The organism is Limoniibacter endophyticus (assembly GCF_014652835.1).
Classification (GTDB): Bacteria; Pseudomonadota; Alphaproteobacteria; order Rhizobiales; family Rhizobiaceae; genus Limoniibacter; species Limoniibacter endophyticus.
This window is the reverse complement of sequence record NZ_BMZO01000001.1, coordinates 336,103-353,156: the sequence shown is the minus strand read 5'-3', so window position 1 is coordinate 353,156 and position 17,054 is coordinate 336,103. Positions and strand designations below refer to the sequence as shown.

The window sequence follows — 17,054 nt, the reverse complement described above, 5'->3', positions numbered from 1 at the left end:
ATTATTTTGAGCTTTTAGAGATGACGGTCAAATTGTACCGCGCCGATGATCCAGAGGATTTCGGCCGGTTTTTCTCCCGTGTTTCGGAAACTGTGGGGTAGCGAACTGTCGAAAACGAAGCTGTCTCCGGTTCGCAGGTTTGCTTCCTGCCCATCGATGGTGAGCGTCAACTCGCCGGAAAGGATCAGGCCGCCCTTTTCCGCTGGATAGCTAAGCGCCGTATTGCCAGACACCCCCCCCGGCTCCACGCGCAGAATCATGATCTGCAAATGGTGATGGCCTCCGGCAGTCAGTAATTCCTTCTTGAGCAATCCGAGGTCTATCAAGGGTCGATCTTCGTGCCGGCGTACAAAAGCGGGATCACCCTGGTGAACAGGATCGTCCGGTTGTTCTCCAAACATCTCCTGGAGAGAGATGTTCAAGGCACGCCGGATAGCAGTGAGCACGCGCATGGAAGGGTTCGCAAGATCGCGCTCGATCTGACTGATCATGCCAACAGAGACGCCGGAGCTGTCTGCCAGCTGCTGGAGCGACATGCCCTTTGCCGTTCGCAATTGTCGGAGCGTGGCTCCTAGCAGGAACTGCGCTCCTTTAGTTATTTCGCTCAATCTATTTCTCCTGCCCCTCGCATAAACAAAAAAGTGAAATATTGTGGAGTGAATTTCAATATTTTTATTCTCCTAGGCGTGCAGAAAATGACAAGCATGCGATGTCGAGAAAAATAAATTATTAAAAACAGTAGCTTAAGTAGTATGTGTGTGGGATTTTAAAATTTACCGACAGAAGCCGTTCAAATCGCTCTTGTCAAAATTTTCAATATACGCGTATCATCCAAGAAAAATGAAAAAAACAAGAGGGGTGTTCAGGGATGGAAAATCGTGACGCTACAGTTGGCTCCAAAGTTGCGCTTGCCGTCCGCAATCTGACCGTGGACCTGCCGAAGGGCATGGAGCGTAAGCACGCGGTCAAGGATATTTCCTTCGACCTGAAAGCGGGCCAGATCCTCTGTATCATTGGAGAGTCCGGTTCAGGCAAGTCAGTGACCGCGAATGCTGTGATGGGGCTTCTTCCGAGGGTGATCAATATCTCTGAAGGCAGTATCACCTGTGGCGATCTTGATCTGACGCATGCCTCGCCAGCGACGTTCCGAAGCATTCGTGGTCGCGTGGTTTCGATGATCTTCCAGGATCCGCTTTCCGCGCTTAATCCGCTGATGACCGTTGGCGAACAGATTGAGGAAGTCATGCTGGCGCATGGCGAAGGGGCGCGCGAAAGCCGTCGCACCCGTTCTCTCGCGCTGCTGAAGGAGGTTGGCCTTCCAGAGCCGGAGTTGATGTATCATCAGTATCCATTCCGTCTCTCGGGGGGACAGCGTCAGCGCGTAATGATCGCCATGGCTCTGGCACTGGAGCCGACCATTCTCATTGCCGATGAGCCCACGACGGCACTGGATGTCACTACTCAGGCGCAAATACTCGACCTGATCCGCGATATTCAGCGCCGCAAAGGTATGAGTGTCATGTTCATCACCCATGATTTCGGCGTTGTCGCCGAGATTGCCGATAGTGTGATCGTCATGGAAAAGGGCCACATCGTTGAACAGGGGACGGCTGAAAAAGTCCTCCAAAGCCCGGAACATCCCTATACTAAACGACTCATTGCCGCCGTGCCGCGCCTTTCTGAAAATGATCGGGCGCATGAACCGGGCGAAGTCTCCGAACCCATCATGGCCGTGGAACGTCTGTCAAAGGAATATCGTAGCGGTAGCAAATTCTTCGGCAAGGAACGGGCCGTCAAGGCTGTGCAGGAGGCTTCTTTCACGCTGCAGCCCGGCAGAACGCTTGGCATTGTCGGCGAGAGCGGGTCGGGCAAATCGTCGCTCGGACGTCTTCTTGTTAAGCTGATGGATAGTGATGGCGGGCGGATATTGTTCGATGGACAGGACATCGCTCAGATGAAGGAAGCGGAATTCCGTGCGCTTCGCCCGCAAATCCAGATGATCTTCCAAGATCCCTTCGCCTCGCTCAATCCACGCTCTACCATTGGTCATATTTTAACGGTGGGACCTGTTTCCCACGGGGTGTCCTATAAGGAAGCGAGCCGGCAGGCGAGGGCGTTGCTCGAGCATGTCGGTCTGGATAGTGGTGCATTTGAGCGCTACCCACATGAATTTTCTGGTGGGCAACGCCAACGCGTCGGCATTGCCCGAGCGTTGATGTTCAAGCCGAAGCTCTTGATCGCCGACGAGGCTGTCTCGGCGCTCGACGTCTCGATCCAGGCGCAGATCCTCAAGCTGCTCGATCAGATCCAGCGCGAAACAGGTGTCTCCATGATCTTCATCACGCATGATCTACGCGTCGCCAGCCAGATTTGTGACGAGATCGTGGTTATGCAGCGCGGTCATATCGTGGAACAGGGACCGCCCTCGCAAATTTTCCGCAATCCGCAATCCGCCTACACGCAGGAGCTTGTCGCAGCGATTCCTGGAGAAAACGTCGCGGCCTGAAATCAATACGCAAATCGTCTGACGAACTGTAAAAAGCTAGGGGAACATTCGCATGACCGATCAGCCATCCAGATACACCGCCACTCGCCGCGACGCCCTCAAGTTCATGGGGTTTTCCGGCGCTGCTGCCATATTCGCACCAGCCCTCTTGGGAAAGCCTGCTTTCGCCGCGACACCGCCAGCGACGCCTACGGGACGCATTGTCGTTGGTTTCTCGCAAGAGCCAACCGTGTTCAACCCATTGATGCCGCGCATCGAAGTTGACGATGGCGTTCATTTCTCATTGTTTGACGCTCTCTTTCGCATTGGGCCGGACGGCTCGTTTCAGCCAGCTTTGGCGGCGGAAGTGCCATCCGTGGAAAATGGCGGCATTTCCGAGGACGGCCTGGATTGGCGCGTCAAGGTACGGGATGATGTGAAATGGCACGATGGAACGCCCTTTACGGCCGAGGATGTCAAATACACACTGGAACTGATCGTCAACCCGAATTTCCGCAGCTGGCGCACCACCGGCCACACGCTGGTGAAGGACATCACTGTAGTCTCGCCGACAGAGATTACGTGGAAAATGGAGAGCGCGTTCGCTCCCTATCTTTCGTTCCTAGCGGACACCTTTATCGTTCCTAAACATATTCTTGGAGAGGCGGAAGATCCCAATACCGCGCCTTTTAATAATGCTCCGATCGGTACTGGCCCTTTCAAATGGGCAAGCCGCGTTGCGGGGGATCATATAGAGGTCGTAGCAAATCCAGAATATTATGGCGAAGGGCCATATATCGAACGTTTGATCTATAAGTATATTCCCGATCTCACGGTCCTCTACACACAGTTCAAAAGCGGTGACATCGACATCATCGGTTCGCAATATATTACGCCGGACAATTACGAGGAAGCCAAAACCCTTCCAGGCAAGGTCATAACGACAGTTCCAACGGCCAGCATCGAGTCCGTCTATCTCAATCTGGAGCGTCCGCAGTTCAAGGAACTCGCCGTTCGCCAGGCGATATATGCCGCGATCGACAAGCAGACGATCATCGACGCGCTCTATTACGGTCTGCCGACGCCCACGGAAACCTATATGCCGCAAGAATCGGCCTATTATAATCCGGACCTTCCAAAGCAGGAATATGATCCGGAGAAGGCCAAGCAGTTGCTTGACGAAGCGGGTTGGGTGCCGGGGGCTGGCGGTATTCGCGAGAAGGACGGCGTACGTCTCTCCTTCACCAATTCCACGACGTCGGGAAATCATCTGAGAGAACAGGCGCAGCAGTTCATTCAGCAGTCACTTGCCGAAATCGGCGTCGAGATGAAAATATCGAACCTGCCGCCCGCCGTCATGTGGGGGGAATTCTGGACGCAGTCGCAGTTCGACAGCGTTCTGGTGAGTGTCATCTTCATGATAGGCGCAGATCCCGACGTCACCTCCCGGTTCCACTCCGACGCGATTCCAGCGCAAGGAGGACGGGGCGCCAATAATGGCCAGTACAAAAATCCGGAAGTGGACGCGCTATTGGAAGAAGGTGGCAAGACGTTCGACCAGGAAGCCCGCAAGGCTATTTATCGTCAGGTGCAGGAGAAAATCCGTGCCGATCTTCCGCTTCTGCCACTCTATCAGAATATGACGGTAAGGGGTCGCAAAGAAGGAATCGAGGGCGTAGAGCCGAATATCAATACGCGTATCGATACCTGGAATACCGCTGCCTACTACTGGGCGAGCTGACTTCGCCACATGCCGGCGGCACGTTCCCTGTGCCGTCGGTCTATCTATTTATATTAATTGCAGGAATCAGATCATGGCGGGATATCTCCTCAATCGCCTGTGGCAGAGCCTCATTCTGCTGGTGATCGTTTCGATCATCGGCTTTGCCGTGCTCAATTTGACACCTGGCGGACCGCTTTCGCAATTTGCGCTGACGCCCGGTATGACGCAGGAGGCGATGGATCGCATTGCCGAGCAGATGGGTCTGAACCGGCCATTGCCGGTGCAATATCTCGAGTGGGGCTGGCGACTCCTGCAGGGCGACTGGGGAACCTCCTATCGCGACGGCCAGCCGGTGCTCGAGGTCATTGGTCGCCACATTTTCGCTACTCTGCTTCTAATGGGGACATCCACCGCGTTTTCGATCGCCATCGGTACGTGGATAGGCATTCGCGGTGCAACGCACCGCTACTCAATGTTCGACTATGCCGCCACGATTGGCGCAATGGTCGCCCTGTCGATCCCCACTTTCTGGTTCGGCCTCGTCGGGATCTATATCTTCACCCTGGAACTGGGCTGGCTGCCAGCCGGTAACATGTACACGATCGGCAATGGCTCGTTTCTGAACTATGTGCACCATCTGATCATGCCAAGTCTCGTGCTCTCGCTGGTCAACGTTGCAATCTGGAGTCGCTACATGCGCACGGCCACGCTGGACGTCATCAACCAGGATTTTGTCAAGACCGCACGTGCCAAGGGCCTCACCGAAAAACGTGTGCTGATGAAGCACGTCGTAGGCAACGCGCTGGTGCCGATGATCACGCTGGCTGGTATGCAACTGCCGAGCATCCTCGGCGGCGCGCTCGTCACCGAGACCGTCTTCACATGGCCGGGCATGGGACGTCTTTTCCTCGATAGTCTTGGCTATAGCGATTACCCCGTTGTGATGGGGCTTCTCATGGTCTCAGCCATTCTCGTGCTGCTGGGAAATCTCATCGCCGATCTTCTCGTCGCAATGGTCGATCCACGCATCCGCGTCGGCTGATGCTTCATGAACGCGCATAAGCAGGAAACAGTATCATGAGCGTTATCGCCACATCCCCCGCATCCACGCCGTGGTGGCGCAGCCGTGGCGTGCGTCGCTTTGCCCGTCACAAGCTCGCGATCATCGGTCTCGTCATGATTACCTTGCTGACATTGGCTTGTGTAATCGGCCCCTACCTTCTTCCGTATGACTCGCTCTATATCGACTTGCGGGCCCGCTTCGCACCGCCGCTCACAGGCTATCATTTCCTCGGAACCGATCCACTGGGGCGCGACATTGCCGCGCGTCTTCTCGAAGCTGGGCGCATTTCGCTGCTCGTTGGCTTCTTCGCGATGCTGCTATCTACCGTTGTCGGCACAGTCATCGGCGTTGTTTCGGGGTACTTTGGCGGCGCGATCGGCGCAACTTTGATGCGCTTTGTCGACGCGTTTCTGTCCTTTCCGTCAATCTTTCTGCTTCTAGCGCTCGCTGCCCTCCTGCAGCCTACACCGATCATGATCACCGTCATCATTGCGCTGACGAGTTGGATGGAGGTTGCACGTATCGTCGAGGCGGAAGTGCGTTCCCTGCGCGAGCGCGACTTCGTGCAGGCCAGCCGCATGATCGGCTTGAGTAGCGCGCATATCATGTTCCGTGAGATATTGCCGAACGCAATGGGTCCGATCATTGTTGCCGCGACCTTGACCGTCGCGCGCGCTATCCTGCTTGAAGCTTATGTGAGCTTCCTTGGCTATGGCATTCAGCCGCCACTGCCGAGCTGGGGCAACATGTTGAATGGCGCGCAGCAATATCTTTCGACTGCGCCATGGCTCGCCATCATTCCGGGTATCACCATCACCATTGCTGTAACGAGTTTTAATTTCATCGGTGACGGCTTGCGCGACGCGCTCGACGTTCGCAGCGATCATATGTAGGGTTTCGAAAACCATGGCGCTTCTTGCGAATATCGACAGAGAACGGGGCGAAAAGCTGCGTCAATGTTTTGCTGCGATCGTGCCGAACGAACGGCTTGTCTTGCCGGATGAGGATTTCGCTGCCAGTGACGTTCGCTATCTTCTAACCTGGAAGATACCAGAAAACCTCGAGCGCTTCTCCAATCTGGAAATCATCTTCTCCGTGGGGGCGGGAGTCGATCAATTCATTCAAACGGGTGTTCCGAAAGGCGCGACGCTCGTTCGTCTCGTGGATTCCGGGCTGACTGCAATGATGCAGGAATATGTGACGATGGGCGTCCTGAGCGTCCACCGCGATCTGCCCGCCTATGTCGCGCAGCAGAAAGCTGCCGTCTGGAAGCAGGTTTCGGTTCCACCGCCTGCAAGCGAGCGTCGCGTCGGCGTCATGGGGCTTGGCGAACTTGGGCGGGGAGCGCTTGATATATTGGGGCGTTTAGGTTTCCAGCGCTCAGGTTGGGCACGCAGCAAACGCGAGATCGACGGCGTAGCGTGTTTCCATGGGCCGGATCAGATCGCGGCGTTTCTTTCCTCTCTCGATATTCTTGTTTGCCTGCTTCCTTTGACGGAAGAGACGCGCGGCATCCTGAACAAGACGCTGTTTGCGCAATTGCCGAAGGGTGCATCGCTTGTCCACGCCGGGCGTGGACAGCATCTCCAGCAAGACGATCTCTTGAATGCACTCGACAACGACCACCTGCGCTCGGCCTTTCTCGACGTCGTCGATCCGGAACCTCTGCCGCAAGATCATCCGATCTGGCATCATCCTAAGATTATCTTGACTCCGCATGTCGCCTGCATCACGCGCGTCGAAATGCTGGCCAATGCAATCGCGACCAATCTGCACTACTATCGGGTGGGGGAGCCGATGCGAGGAATCGTGAAACTCGAACGTGGATATTGAACGGTGAAAGAGAACTGGTGCCCCCGGCAGGAATCGAACCCGCGACCTTCGGTTTACAAAACCGCTGCTCTACCAGCTGAGCTACAAGGGCAATGGGCGCTTCCCTAGCATAATTTACGACGCTGTAAAGAGAAAGCGTGGCTGGCTACGCAGTTTTGCACGTCGGTCCGATCTACCTGGCCCGAGTTTCTTGTTTGTCGAGCGTATTAATCTCTTCCTGACGCTGTCGGTATGGATGAGTGTCACCTGATTCAGCCACAGAATGGGGGCTGGGGCGGAGCCGCGGATTATTATTTTCCGGATCGCGAATCTCTCTTCTTTTCACGGGTGGTATGATCTCTTCCGTCTCGTCGCTCTCCGGTTCTATTGGCGGTTCGCTGATATCCGGTTTCCAGGTCGGTGCGGGCATAGGCGGATCGTCCTGATTCTCGCGGGGAAACGCCAGGGTTTCTTCCTGCTTGTCGTGCAGCCATCGCGGTTTCAACTCCGCTATCAGGCTATGAATTAGTCCAGGCATGATCGTCTCCTTTCCGAATTCAACCAGCTGCGCGGCGTTACGTTCCGACATCCCCAGGACCTTTTCCGGCAAAGGACGGCCATCGATGCAGGTGCGTGGTTCGTGAGCGCATCAGTTGTCTGGCTTTCAGGCCCGTCCCTGAGTGAAGCTCGACGGTTCGAAACTCATGGCGCACGCGATATTTGGGTATTCCTTGTGATGGAGGTCAGATCGAGCCTGCTACGGCTCGAATTACAGGTCCAGTTATTCCACACGGCCGCTGCTTTAAGGGGGGCGAAAAATCAGGAACCGTTTCACGCTCTTTCTTCTCTGGGCATAATGGTTGCCCGCTCAGGCACGGTATGCAAAGTAGCAACCGTGGGGAGAAGCCCGTAGCGGATTTTTCTGCCTGAATATCGCCATAGATTGTCCGCGGGATAATCACATTTATCACGTACTGTTACGAAATGTTAAAATCGTAACATGGCGAGAACAGGGATCGGCGCCCCCGTTTCCTGTTCTGTTGCGGCGGTTCTTCGCGATTTGAGACGCGTGTCGGATGGGACATCCCGTAACAAACCCAAGGATATGCAGAAATGAAACAGGCGCGTAAAGTGGCGCAGATGGCCACTCTCGCATTGTTTGTCGCAAACTTTTCTTCCTCGACCGTCGCGCAGGAAAGGGCTTATGTATGGGTGCCCTCCAAGCTCAATGATAGCGCTTATAAAGTCCGTAGTGGCATTAACTATCAGAACGGGTGGCAAGCCTCAGGCGGAACTGATTTTTCCCTTGCTGCTGACAAGCACGGCAAGTTGGTAGAAAATGCCGCTCGCGTCGCTGTCTGGGGCAGGGCTGTTGATGAGGCAGTGGAGCATGGGCGGACGGTGCGTCGCGAACTCGATCTCAATGTAGACACACGATCGGGCCGTGGGCAGATCAGCATCAAGCGGATGCGTCGATGGATTGCAACTGAGAAACTCGACGTCGAGGTCGTGCGCAATCTCACCCTCCAATGTAACAGCTATGAGGCTTATTGCCACGACGCGAACGCTTCCCAGTCCGTGCGCCTCAGTGTACCCGAAACAAAGACCGCGATCGTGGCGCGTAGCTCAATCTCGAGTAACAATACGGACGTGACAAATAGTCTTTCGATTGAGCAAAATGCGTTGCAGAACGTCAATCTCAATCTGACACTCAACAATCCCGCTAGGGATGAAAGGGAAGCTTCGGCCCGCGCCAGCTATGGTTGGCGATGGTAGCTCGCCTATACTCAAAGTTTTTTGTCGACAAGGGATCATAAAAGGCTTGTCATGGAGAACCGAACTGGATTATGAAGCCGCTGTCTTCACGAGGCGCTGTTGAAATGCCTCTTGCGAAGGGGTATAGCTCAGTTGGTAGAGCGGCGGTCTCCAAAACCGCAGGTCGCGGGTTCGAGCCCTGCTGCCCCTGCCATTTCGGTTTTCTGCACCATTCAGAAGGTTCGGGGGATCGTAGTCACAAATCCGCCATTAACGTCATGCATCTATGCGTTTCGCGCGATGTTGGGTAAATCTGCAAATTTAACCCTTGCGGAAAAGAAGAATCGTCATTATTGAGTGGTTCAGATCAAGGTGCGCAGAGCCTGTAATTGGTTCTACGCGCCTTGTGTTCATGGTTAAATCTCGTTGCTGATTCGAGCTGCGGATTGAGCCTTAAGGAAATCTTCCCGGTAACGGGCTAATGGTGAGGCGTTTCGGCGTCTCGATGAGCGGTCATGGCGTCGAAAACCAAGAATCCATTCGTATTCTTTCAGCAGGTCAAGAGCGAGACCGCGAAGGTGTCGTGGCCGTCGCGTCGTGAGACGATGATTTCGACGATCATGGTTCTGATCTTCGCTTTTCTGGCTGCGATCTTCTTCTTCGCTGCCGATCAGTTGATGGGCCTTGCTGTCGAACTGATCCTCGGCATTGGTCGCTGAAACGCTCAAGACGGAGATAGAATCGCAAATGGCAGTGCGCTGGTACATCGTCAACGCCTATTCGAATTTCGAAAAGAAGGTCGCTGAGGACATCGAGAACAAGGCTCGTCAGAAGGGTCTTGATCATCTTCTGGAAAAGATTCTCGTGCCGACCGAAAAGGTTGTCGAAGTGCGCCGCGGCCGCAAGGTTGATTCGGAGCGCAAGTTTTTTCCCGGTTATGTTCTGGTTCGTGCAGAGTTGACCGACGAGGTGTTCAGCCTCATCAAGAATACACCGCGTGTCACCGGTTTCCTTGGTGACTCGCGTCCGGTTCCTATCCCGGATTCGGAAGCCGATCGCATTCTGGGGCAGGTGCAGGAGGGTGTTGAGCGTCCGAAGCATTCGGTCAGTTTCGAGATCGGTGAAAACGTCCGCGTTTCTGATGGTCCGTTCGCGTCGTTTAACGGTGTTGTTCAGGAGGTTGATGAAGAGCGTTCGCGTCTTAAAGTCGAAGTTTCGATCTTTGGTCGCGCGACGCCCGTTGATCTGGAGTTTTCTCAGGTCGACAAGGTCTGAGGGATAAGGTTTCGCCTGCGTTCGCGCGGGCGGTTTCTGCATGGTGCTTCTGCATTGTGTGGCAATAAGAGCGGTGGGAGAGGCATGTGGCGTTAGCCTGTCACATAAAATCGAACCACCAGACTGCAACGCCGGTTCGCCGGTTAGATGAAGGCAGATGAGATATGGCTAAGAAAATTGCAGGCCAGCTCAAGCTTCAGGTTCCTGCGGGTTCCGCGACGCCGTCGCCCCCGATCGGTCCTGCGCTTGGTCAGCGTGGCATTAATATCATGGAATTCTGCAAGGGCTTCAATGCCGCTACGCAGGAAATGGAAAAGGGATCGCCGATCCCGGTCGTCATTACCTACTACCAGGACAAGTCCTTTACGTTCGCGATGAAGACCCCTCCGGTCAGCTACTTCCTCAAGAAGGCAGCGAACCTGAAGAGCGGCTCCAAGACTCCCGGCAAAGCTTCAGCCGGTCAGATCAGCCGCGACAAGGTTCGTGAGATTGCTGAAGCGAAGATGAAAGACCTGAACGCCAACGACGTCGAAGCCGCGATGCGTATGGTTGAAGGTTCCGCCCGTTCGATGGGCCTGGAAGTGGTGGGCTGATACGATGGCTAAGATTGCAAAGCGTACTGCCAAGGCTCGCGAAGGAATTGATTTCGACAAGGCCTATACACTCGACGAAGCCATCGCGCTTCTGAAGGAACGCGCCAGCGCGAAGTTCGACGAGACCATCGAAATTGCGATGAATCTCGGCGTTGATCCGCGCCATGCGGACCAGATGGTTCGCGGCGTTGCTAACCTGCCAAACGGCACGGGTCGTGACGTTCGCGTTGCTGTGTTCGCTCGTGGCGACAAGGCTGATGAAGCCAAGGCTGCCGGTGCGGACATTGTTGGCGCGGAAGATCTGGTTGAATCCATGCAGAAGGGCGAACTGAATTTCGACCGCTGCATTGCTACGCCGGATATGATGCCGCTGGTCGGTCGTCTCGGCAAGGTGCTTGGCCCGCGTGGCCTGATGCCTAATCCGAAGGTCGGTACTGTGACCACCGACGTTGCTGCTGCTGTCAAGGCTTCCAAGGGTGGCGCTGTCGAGTTTCGCGTCGAGAAAGCCGGCATCATTCACGCTGGTGTTGGCAAGGTTTCGTTCGACACCAAGGCGCTTGCTGAAAACGTTCGCGCTCTTTCGGATGCCGTCAACCGTGCAAAGCCAGCCGGTGCAAAGGGCGTTTACGTTCGTCGAGTTTCTCTGAGCTCGACCATGGGTCCGGGTGTGAAGATCGACGTCGCGACGCTCGACGCCGCATCCTGATAAGTTTTCCGGTCAGGCGGTGTTATCGTTGCCCGACCGGTCACTGAATTCCGGCAGTTCCGTATGGAAATGTCCGGTACCGGAAGGAGACTTCCGGAATATCCTGTCCAAGACTGCAGGCGGCTCGCCTTAATTCTACCCGAGCCTGCATAGGCGGGTGAGAAACCGAACAAGCGGAACGTTAAGTTCCACACGTAAGGTTCGAACCGTGTTGGCCTTTTGTCGATTGCGCTCCTTGTGAGAGCAGTAGGGAAAGGGGGCAGGATCATCGAGCGTCGCTCGGGTGATCTTTCGTATGAATGGTGCCCGCGCGACAAAGGCAACCGATGACTGGGTCAAACCAGGCATCAACTGGAGATAGGCAGTGGAAAGAGCGGAAAAACGCGAATTCGTCACTGAACTGAATTCGGTCCTGCAGGACACGGGTTCGGTTGTTGTGGCCCACTACGCCGGTATCACGGTTGCGCAGATGAACGATTTTCGTTCCAAGATGCGTGAAGCCGGCGGCACCGTAAAAGTCGCGAAGAACCGTCTCGCCAAAATCGCCCTTCAGGGTACGCCTTCCGAAGGCATTCAGAACCTGTTCCAAGGACAGACGCTGATTGCCTACTCGGACGATCCGATTGTTGCACCGAAGGTCGCATCCGAATTCGCCAAGGGTAATGACAAGCTTGTCATTCTCGGCGGCGCAATGGGTACGACCGTTCTCGACGAAACCGGCGTGAAGGCTTTGGCCACCATGCCGTCGCTCGACGAGTTGCGTGCAAAGCTGGTGGGTATGATCTCTACCCCTGCAACCCGGATCGCACAGGTCGTCAACGCACCGGCGGGTCAGCTCGCACGCGTGTTTGGCGCTTATGCCCGGAAGGACGAGGCTGCGTGAGCGCGGTCCTTGCTATCAAAATAAACAACTGTTCGAACTTACCAAGGAATGTAAAAAATGGCTGATCTCGCCAAAATCGTTGAAGACCTGTCCGCGCTGACCGTTTTGGAAGCTGCTGAGCTTTCCAAGATGCTCGAAGAAAAGTGGGGCGTTTCGGCTGCTGCTCCTGTTGCAGTTGCTGCTGCTGCCGGTGGCGCTGCTCCTGCTGCTGCTGCTGAAGAGAAGACCGAATTCGACGTCGTTCTCGCTGACGCAGGCGCAAACAAGATCAACGTCATCAAGGAAGTCCGCGCTATCACGGGTCTCGGCCTGAAGGAAGCTAAGGACCTCGTTGAAGGCGCTCCGAAGGCCGTCAAGGAAGGCGTTGCCAAGGATGAAGCCGAGAAGCTGAAGGCTCAGCTCGAAGGTGCCGGTGCAAAGGTTGAACTGAAGTAATTTCGGTTTGCCGGAGGGCGGCTTGCTGGCCGCCTTCCACCTCTGAATGAACGAAAACCCCTTTTCCAAAGTCCGTAAGCCGGTCTTTCGAAAACGGGTTTTATACCTGTCTCTACAGACCGTGCCGCGCGGTCGGTGATTTGGCTAGGCGAGCCAAAAGCAGCAAGGAGCGACGATGGCCCAGACCCAAACCTTCAATGGCCGCAGACGCATTCGTAAGGTTTTCGGAAACATTCCGGAAGTTGCACAGATGCCGAACCTCATCGAGGTTCAAAAAGCATCCTATGATCAGTTCCTCATGGTAGACGAGCCGGAAGGCGGTCGGGCCAATGAGGGTTTGCAGTCCGTCTTCAAATCGGTCTTCCCGATTGAGGATTTCTCGGGCACGGCAATGCTCGAGTTCGTCAAGTACGAGTTCGAACAGCCGAAGTTCGACGTCGACGAATGCCGTCAGCGCGATCTGACTTACGCAGCGCCACTTAAGGTGACGCTGCGTCTTATCGTGTTCGATATTGACGAAGACACCGGCACGAAGTCGATCAAGGACATCAAGGAACAAGACGTATATATGGGCGACATGCCGCTCATGACGATGAACGGTACGTTTATCGTCAACGGCACGGAGCGCGTCATCGTATCGCAGATGCACCGTTCGCCTGGTGTGTTCTTCGACCACGACCGCGGCAAGTCGCATTCGTCCGGCAAGCTGCTCTTTGCCGCGCGCGTCATCCCGTATCGTGGCTCCTGGCTCGATATCGAGTTCGATGCCAAGGACATCGTGCATGCGCGTATTGACCGTCGCCGCAAGCTGCCGGTCACGTCGCTTCTCATGGCCCTTGGCATGGACGGCGAGGAAATCCTCGATACGTTCTATAACAAGATTAGCTACCAGCGTGATGGCGATAGCTGGCGCATTCCTTTCGATGCAGCTCGTTTTCGGTCATACAAGACAAATAACGACATGATCGATGCCGAAACCGGCGAAGTCGTTCTGGAAGCAGGCAAGAAACTCACGGTACGCACTGCCCGTCAGTTGGTTGAAAAGGGCCTCAAGTACATCCGCGTCACCGACGAGGATCTGTACAATTCCTATCTTGCAGAGGACGTCGTCAACTACGGCACTGGTGAGATCTATCTCGAAGCCGGCGACGAGCTGGATGAGAAAACGCTCAAGGTTTTGCTGGACACTGGCGAGCAGGAAATCAAGGTCCTCGACATCGATCACGTCAATGTCGGCGCCTACATCCGCAACACGCTCGTAGCCGACAAGAACGAAAGCCGCCAGGACGCGCTGTTTGACATTTATCGCGTCATGCGTCCGGGCGAGCCGCCCACGCTTGAAACCGCTGAAGCCATGTTCAATTCGCTGTTCTTCCAGGACGAGCGTTATGATCTGTCGGCGGTCGGTCGCGTCAAGATGAACATGCGTCTCGAGCTGGATGCCGCCGATACGGTTCGCGTTCTGCGCAAGGAAGACATCCTGGCGGTCGTCAAGACCCTTGTCGGTCTTCGTGACGGCAAGGGTGAAATCGACGACATCGACAATCTCGGCAATCGCCGCGTTCGTTCGGTAGGCGAACTGATGGAAAATCAGTATCGCGTCGGTCTGTTGCGTATGGAACGTGCGATCAAGGAGCGCATGTCGTCGATCGAGATCGACACCGTCATGCCGCAGGATCTGATCAACGCCAAGCCTGCTGCCGCAGCCGTACGCGAGTTCTTTGGGTCCTCGCAGCTGTCGCAGTTCATGGATCAGACCAATCCGCTGTCGGAAGTCACGCACAAGCGTCGTCTCTCGGCACTCGGACCGGGTGGCCTGACTCGTGAACGCGCCGGCTTCGAAGTTCGCGACGTTCACGTCACGCACTACGGCCGTATCTGCCCGATTGAAACGCCGGAAGGTCCGAATATCGGTCTGATCAACTCGCTGGCTACCTTCGCACGCGTCAACAAGTACGGTTTCATCGAAAGCCCGTATCGTCGCGTAAAAAATGGCAAGGTGACGAGCGAAGTCGTTTACCTATCGGCGATGGAAGAGGCGAAGCACTACGTCGCACAGGCAAACGCTGAGCTCGACGAAAACGGCCAGTTCACTGAGGAATTTGTCATTTGCCGTCACTCCGGCGAAGTGATGATGACGCCGAATGAGAACGTCGACCTGATGGACGTTTCGCCAAAGCAGATGGTTTCGGTTGCTGCCGCGCTCATTCCGTTCCTTGAGAACGACGACGCAAACCGCGCTCTCATGGGCTCGAACATGCAGCGTCAGGCCGTGCCGCTCGTACGTGCGGAAGCACCGTTCGTGGGTACGGGGATGGAGCCGATCGTTGCTCGCGATTCCGGTGCTGCTATCGGCGCCCGTCGAGGCGGCGTAGTGGACCAGGTTGACGCGACACGTGTCGTTATCCGCGCTACGGAAGATCTCAAGTCCTCCGAATCAGGCGTTGATATCTATCGTCTGCAGAAGTTCCAGCGTTCGAACCAGTCGACCTGTATCAATCAGCGTCCGCTTGTCCGCGTTGGTGACATCATCAACAAGGGTGACATCATCGCTGACGGTCCGTCGACCGATCTGGGCGATCTCGCGCTCGGCCGTAACGTGCTCGTCGCGTTCATGCCGTGGAATGGTTACAACTACGAAGATTCGATCCTTCTTTCGGAAAAGATCGTGTCGGAAGACGTCTTCACCTCGATCCACATCGAGGAGTTCGAAGTTGCTGCCCGCGATACGAAGCTCGGGCCGGAAGAAATCACGCGTGATATTCCAAACGTTTCGGAAGAAGCGCTGAAGAATCTCGACGAAGCCGGCATCGTTTACATTGGTGCGGAAGTGAAGCCTGGCGACATTCTTGTCGGCAAGATCACTCCGAAGGGCGAAAGCCCGATGACGCCTGAAGAAAAGCTTCTGCGCGCCATCTTCGGTGAAAAGGCTTCCGACGTTCGCGACACCTCCATGCGCATGCCGCCCGGCACCTTCGGTACGGTTGTCGAAGTGCGTGTCTTCAATCGCCACGGCGTTGAAAAAGACGAACGTGCAATGGCGATCGAACGCGAAGAGATCGAGCGTCTCGCCAAGGATCGTGACGACGAACAGGCGATCCTGGATCGCAACGTCTACTCGCGTCTCTCGGACATGCTCGTTGGTATCGACGCGATTGCAGGTCCGAAGGGCTACAAGAAGGGCCAGACGCTCAGTACTGAGCTTCTGCGCGATTTCCCGCGCTCGCAGTGGTGGCAGTTTGCCTCCGACAACGAGCAGGTCCAGTCGGATCTTGAAGCTCTGCGTGCCCAGTACGACGAGTCCAAGAAGCTGCTCGAAGCGCGCTTCATGGATAAGGTCGAAAAGGTACAGCGCGGCGACGAGATGCCCCCCGGCGTGATGAAGATGGTCAAGGTCTTCGTTGCCGTGAAACGCAAGATGCAGCCTGGCGATAAAATGGCAGGTCGTCACGGCAACAAGGGTGTCGTGTCGCGCATCATGGCATCGGAAGACATGCCGTTCCTCGAAGACGGTACGCATGTCGACATCGTTCTGAACCCGTTGGGCGTGCCTTCGCGCATGAATGTTGGCCAGATCCTTGAGACCCATCTGGGTTGGGCCTGTGCCGGAATGGGCAAGAAGATCGGCGACCTTCTGGAAGCCTACCGTTCGGGTGGTGACATCCAGCCGTTGCGTCTCGAGATCGAAAATCTGATCCCGGACAATGATCGCAACGAGCCTGTGCGTTCTTACGACGATGAGTCCATCGCTCGCCTCGGTGATCAGATGAAGCGCGGCGTTTCCATCGCAACACCGGTCTTCGACGGTGCAACCGAAGTCGACATCAACGCGATGCTTGAAGAAGCGGGCGTGAACACGTCGGGTCAGGTTACGCTCTATGATGGCCGTACAGGTGAGCCCTTCGATCGTCAGGTGACAGTTGGCTATATCTATATGCTCAAGCTGCACCACCTGGTGGACGACAAGATCCACGCTCGCTCGATCGGTCCGTACTCGCTCGTCACCCAGCAACCGCTCGGTGGTAAGGCGCAGTTCGGCGGCCAGCGCTTCGGTGAGATGGAGGTCTGGGCACTGGAAGCATACGGCGCGGCATATACGCTCCAGGAAATGCTGACGGTGAAGTCGGACGACGTTGCCGGCCGAACCAAGGTCTACGAAGCGATCGTTCGCGGCGACGACACGTTCGAATCAGGTATTCCGGAGAGCTTCAACGTTCTCGTCAAGGAAATGCGCTCGCTCGGACTCAATGTCGAGCTGGTCAATTCCTCGTCGGACGACCAGCAAATGCAGCTGCCTGACGCGGCGGAATAAAACTTTAGGGCA

The 17,054-nt window shown here is 55.6% G+C and carries 15 protein-coding genes and 2 tRNA genes; 14 read left to right on the top strand and 3 right to left on the bottom strand.

Annotated features, from left to right (window positions below):
* Positions 1-14: 14 nt before the first annotated feature.
* Positions 15-608, bottom strand: coding sequence for a cupin domain-containing protein (locus IE151_RS01810; RefSeq protein ID WP_210310849.1), 594 nt, complete (start codon positions 606-608; stop codon positions 15-17).
* A 260-nt stretch (positions 609-868) separates the two neighbouring features.
* On the opposite strand from IE151_RS01810, the gene IE151_RS01805 reads away from it, so the two are divergent.
* The 5 genes from IE151_RS01805 (at position 869) to IE151_RS01785 (ending at position 7,104) form a co-directional block, all read left to right on the top strand.
* Entirely contained in the window at positions 869-2,506 is a 1,638-nt protein-coding gene (locus IE151_RS01805) for an ABC transporter ATP-binding protein (RefSeq protein WP_189487263.1), read from the top strand.
* A gap of 52 nt (positions 2,507-2,558) precedes the next feature.
* The gene (locus IE151_RS01800) at positions 2,559-4,226 is read left to right on the top strand and encodes a peptide ABC transporter substrate-binding protein (RefSeq protein WP_189487261.1); all 1,668 of its coding nucleotides are present in this window, start codon (positions 2,559-2,561) and stop codon (positions 4,224-4,226) included.
* Positions 4,227-4,299: 73 nt separating this feature from the next.
* A complete protein-coding gene (locus tag IE151_RS01795) occupies positions 4,300-5,250 on the top strand; it encodes an ABC transporter permease (protein ID WP_189487259.1) in 951 nt (316 codons plus the stop codon).
* Between the two features lie 35 nt (positions 5,251-5,285).
* On the top strand, positions 5,286-6,164 hold the full coding sequence (locus tag IE151_RS01790; RefSeq protein ID WP_189487257.1) for an ABC transporter permease: 879 nt from the start codon (positions 5,286-5,288) through the stop codon (positions 6,162-6,164).
* A gap of 13 nt (positions 6,165-6,177) precedes the next feature.
* On the top strand, positions 6,178-7,104 hold the full coding sequence (locus IE151_RS01785) for a 2-hydroxyacid dehydrogenase (protein ID WP_189487255.1): 927 nt from the start codon (positions 6,178-6,180) through the stop codon (positions 7,102-7,104).
* 15 nt (positions 7,105-7,119) lie between these two features.
* Here the strand turns inward: IE151_RS01785 and IE151_RS01780 are convergent.
* Positions 7,120-7,195: transfer RNA gene (locus tag IE151_RS01780), tRNA-Thr, on the bottom strand.
* 81 nt (positions 7,196-7,276) lie between these two features.
* On the bottom strand, positions 7,277-7,621 hold the full coding sequence (locus IE151_RS01775; protein ID WP_189487253.1) for a hypothetical protein: 345 nt from the start codon (positions 7,619-7,621) through the stop codon (positions 7,277-7,279).
* Between the two features lie 575 nt (positions 7,622-8,196).
* Between IE151_RS01775 and IE151_RS01770 the strand changes: the two genes are divergently transcribed.
* The 9 genes from IE151_RS01770 to rpoB all read left to right on the top strand — a co-directional run bounded on the left by IE151_RS01770 (position 8,197) and on the right by rpoB (position 17,042).
* Positions 8,197-8,859: a hypothetical protein gene (locus IE151_RS01770; RefSeq protein WP_189487251.1), complete on the top strand. Its 663-nt coding sequence runs from the start codon at positions 8,197-8,199 to the stop codon at positions 8,857-8,859.
* Positions 8,860-8,976: 117 nt separating this feature from the next.
* Positions 8,977-9,052, top strand: a tRNA-Trp gene (locus tag IE151_RS01765).
* Positions 9,053-9,353: 301 nt separating this feature from the next.
* Entirely contained in the window at positions 9,354-9,557 is a 204-nt protein-coding gene (gene secE, locus IE151_RS01760; protein ID WP_189487249.1) for a preprotein translocase subunit SecE, read from the top strand.
* Between the two features lie 28 nt (positions 9,558-9,585).
* The gene (gene nusG / locus IE151_RS01755) at positions 9,586-10,113 is read left to right on the top strand and encodes a transcription termination/antitermination protein NusG (protein ID WP_189487247.1); all 528 of its coding nucleotides are present in this window, start codon (positions 9,586-9,588) and stop codon (positions 10,111-10,113) included.
* Positions 10,114-10,277: 164 nt separating this feature from the next.
* Positions 10,278-10,706 (top strand): 50S ribosomal protein L11, encoded by a 429-nt coding sequence (gene rplK, locus IE151_RS01750; protein ID WP_189487245.1) that lies wholly within the window; start codon positions 10,278-10,280, stop codon positions 10,704-10,706.
* Between the two features lie 4 nt (positions 10,707-10,710).
* Positions 10,711-11,412, top strand: a complete 702-nt coding sequence (gene rplA, locus IE151_RS01745; RefSeq protein ID WP_189487243.1) for a 50S ribosomal protein L1 — start codon at positions 10,711-10,713, stop codon at positions 11,410-11,412.
* A 364-nt stretch (positions 11,413-11,776) separates the two neighbouring features.
* Positions 11,777-12,295 carry a 50S ribosomal protein L10 gene (gene rplJ, locus IE151_RS01740; RefSeq protein ID WP_189487240.1) on the top strand — a complete coding sequence of 173 codons (519 nt, stop codon included), beginning with the start codon at positions 11,777-11,779 and terminating at the stop codon, positions 12,293-12,295.
* Between the two features lie 57 nt (positions 12,296-12,352).
* A complete protein-coding gene (gene rplL / locus IE151_RS01735) occupies positions 12,353-12,730 on the top strand; it encodes a 50S ribosomal protein L7/L12 (protein ID WP_189487238.1) in 378 nt (125 codons plus the stop codon).
* A gap of 175 nt (positions 12,731-12,905) precedes the next feature.
* Positions 12,906-17,042 (top strand): DNA-directed RNA polymerase subunit beta, encoded by a 4,137-nt coding sequence (gene rpoB / locus IE151_RS01730; RefSeq protein ID WP_189487236.1) that lies wholly within the window; start codon positions 12,906-12,908, stop codon positions 17,040-17,042.
* Positions 17,043-17,054 lie beyond the last annotated feature (12 nt).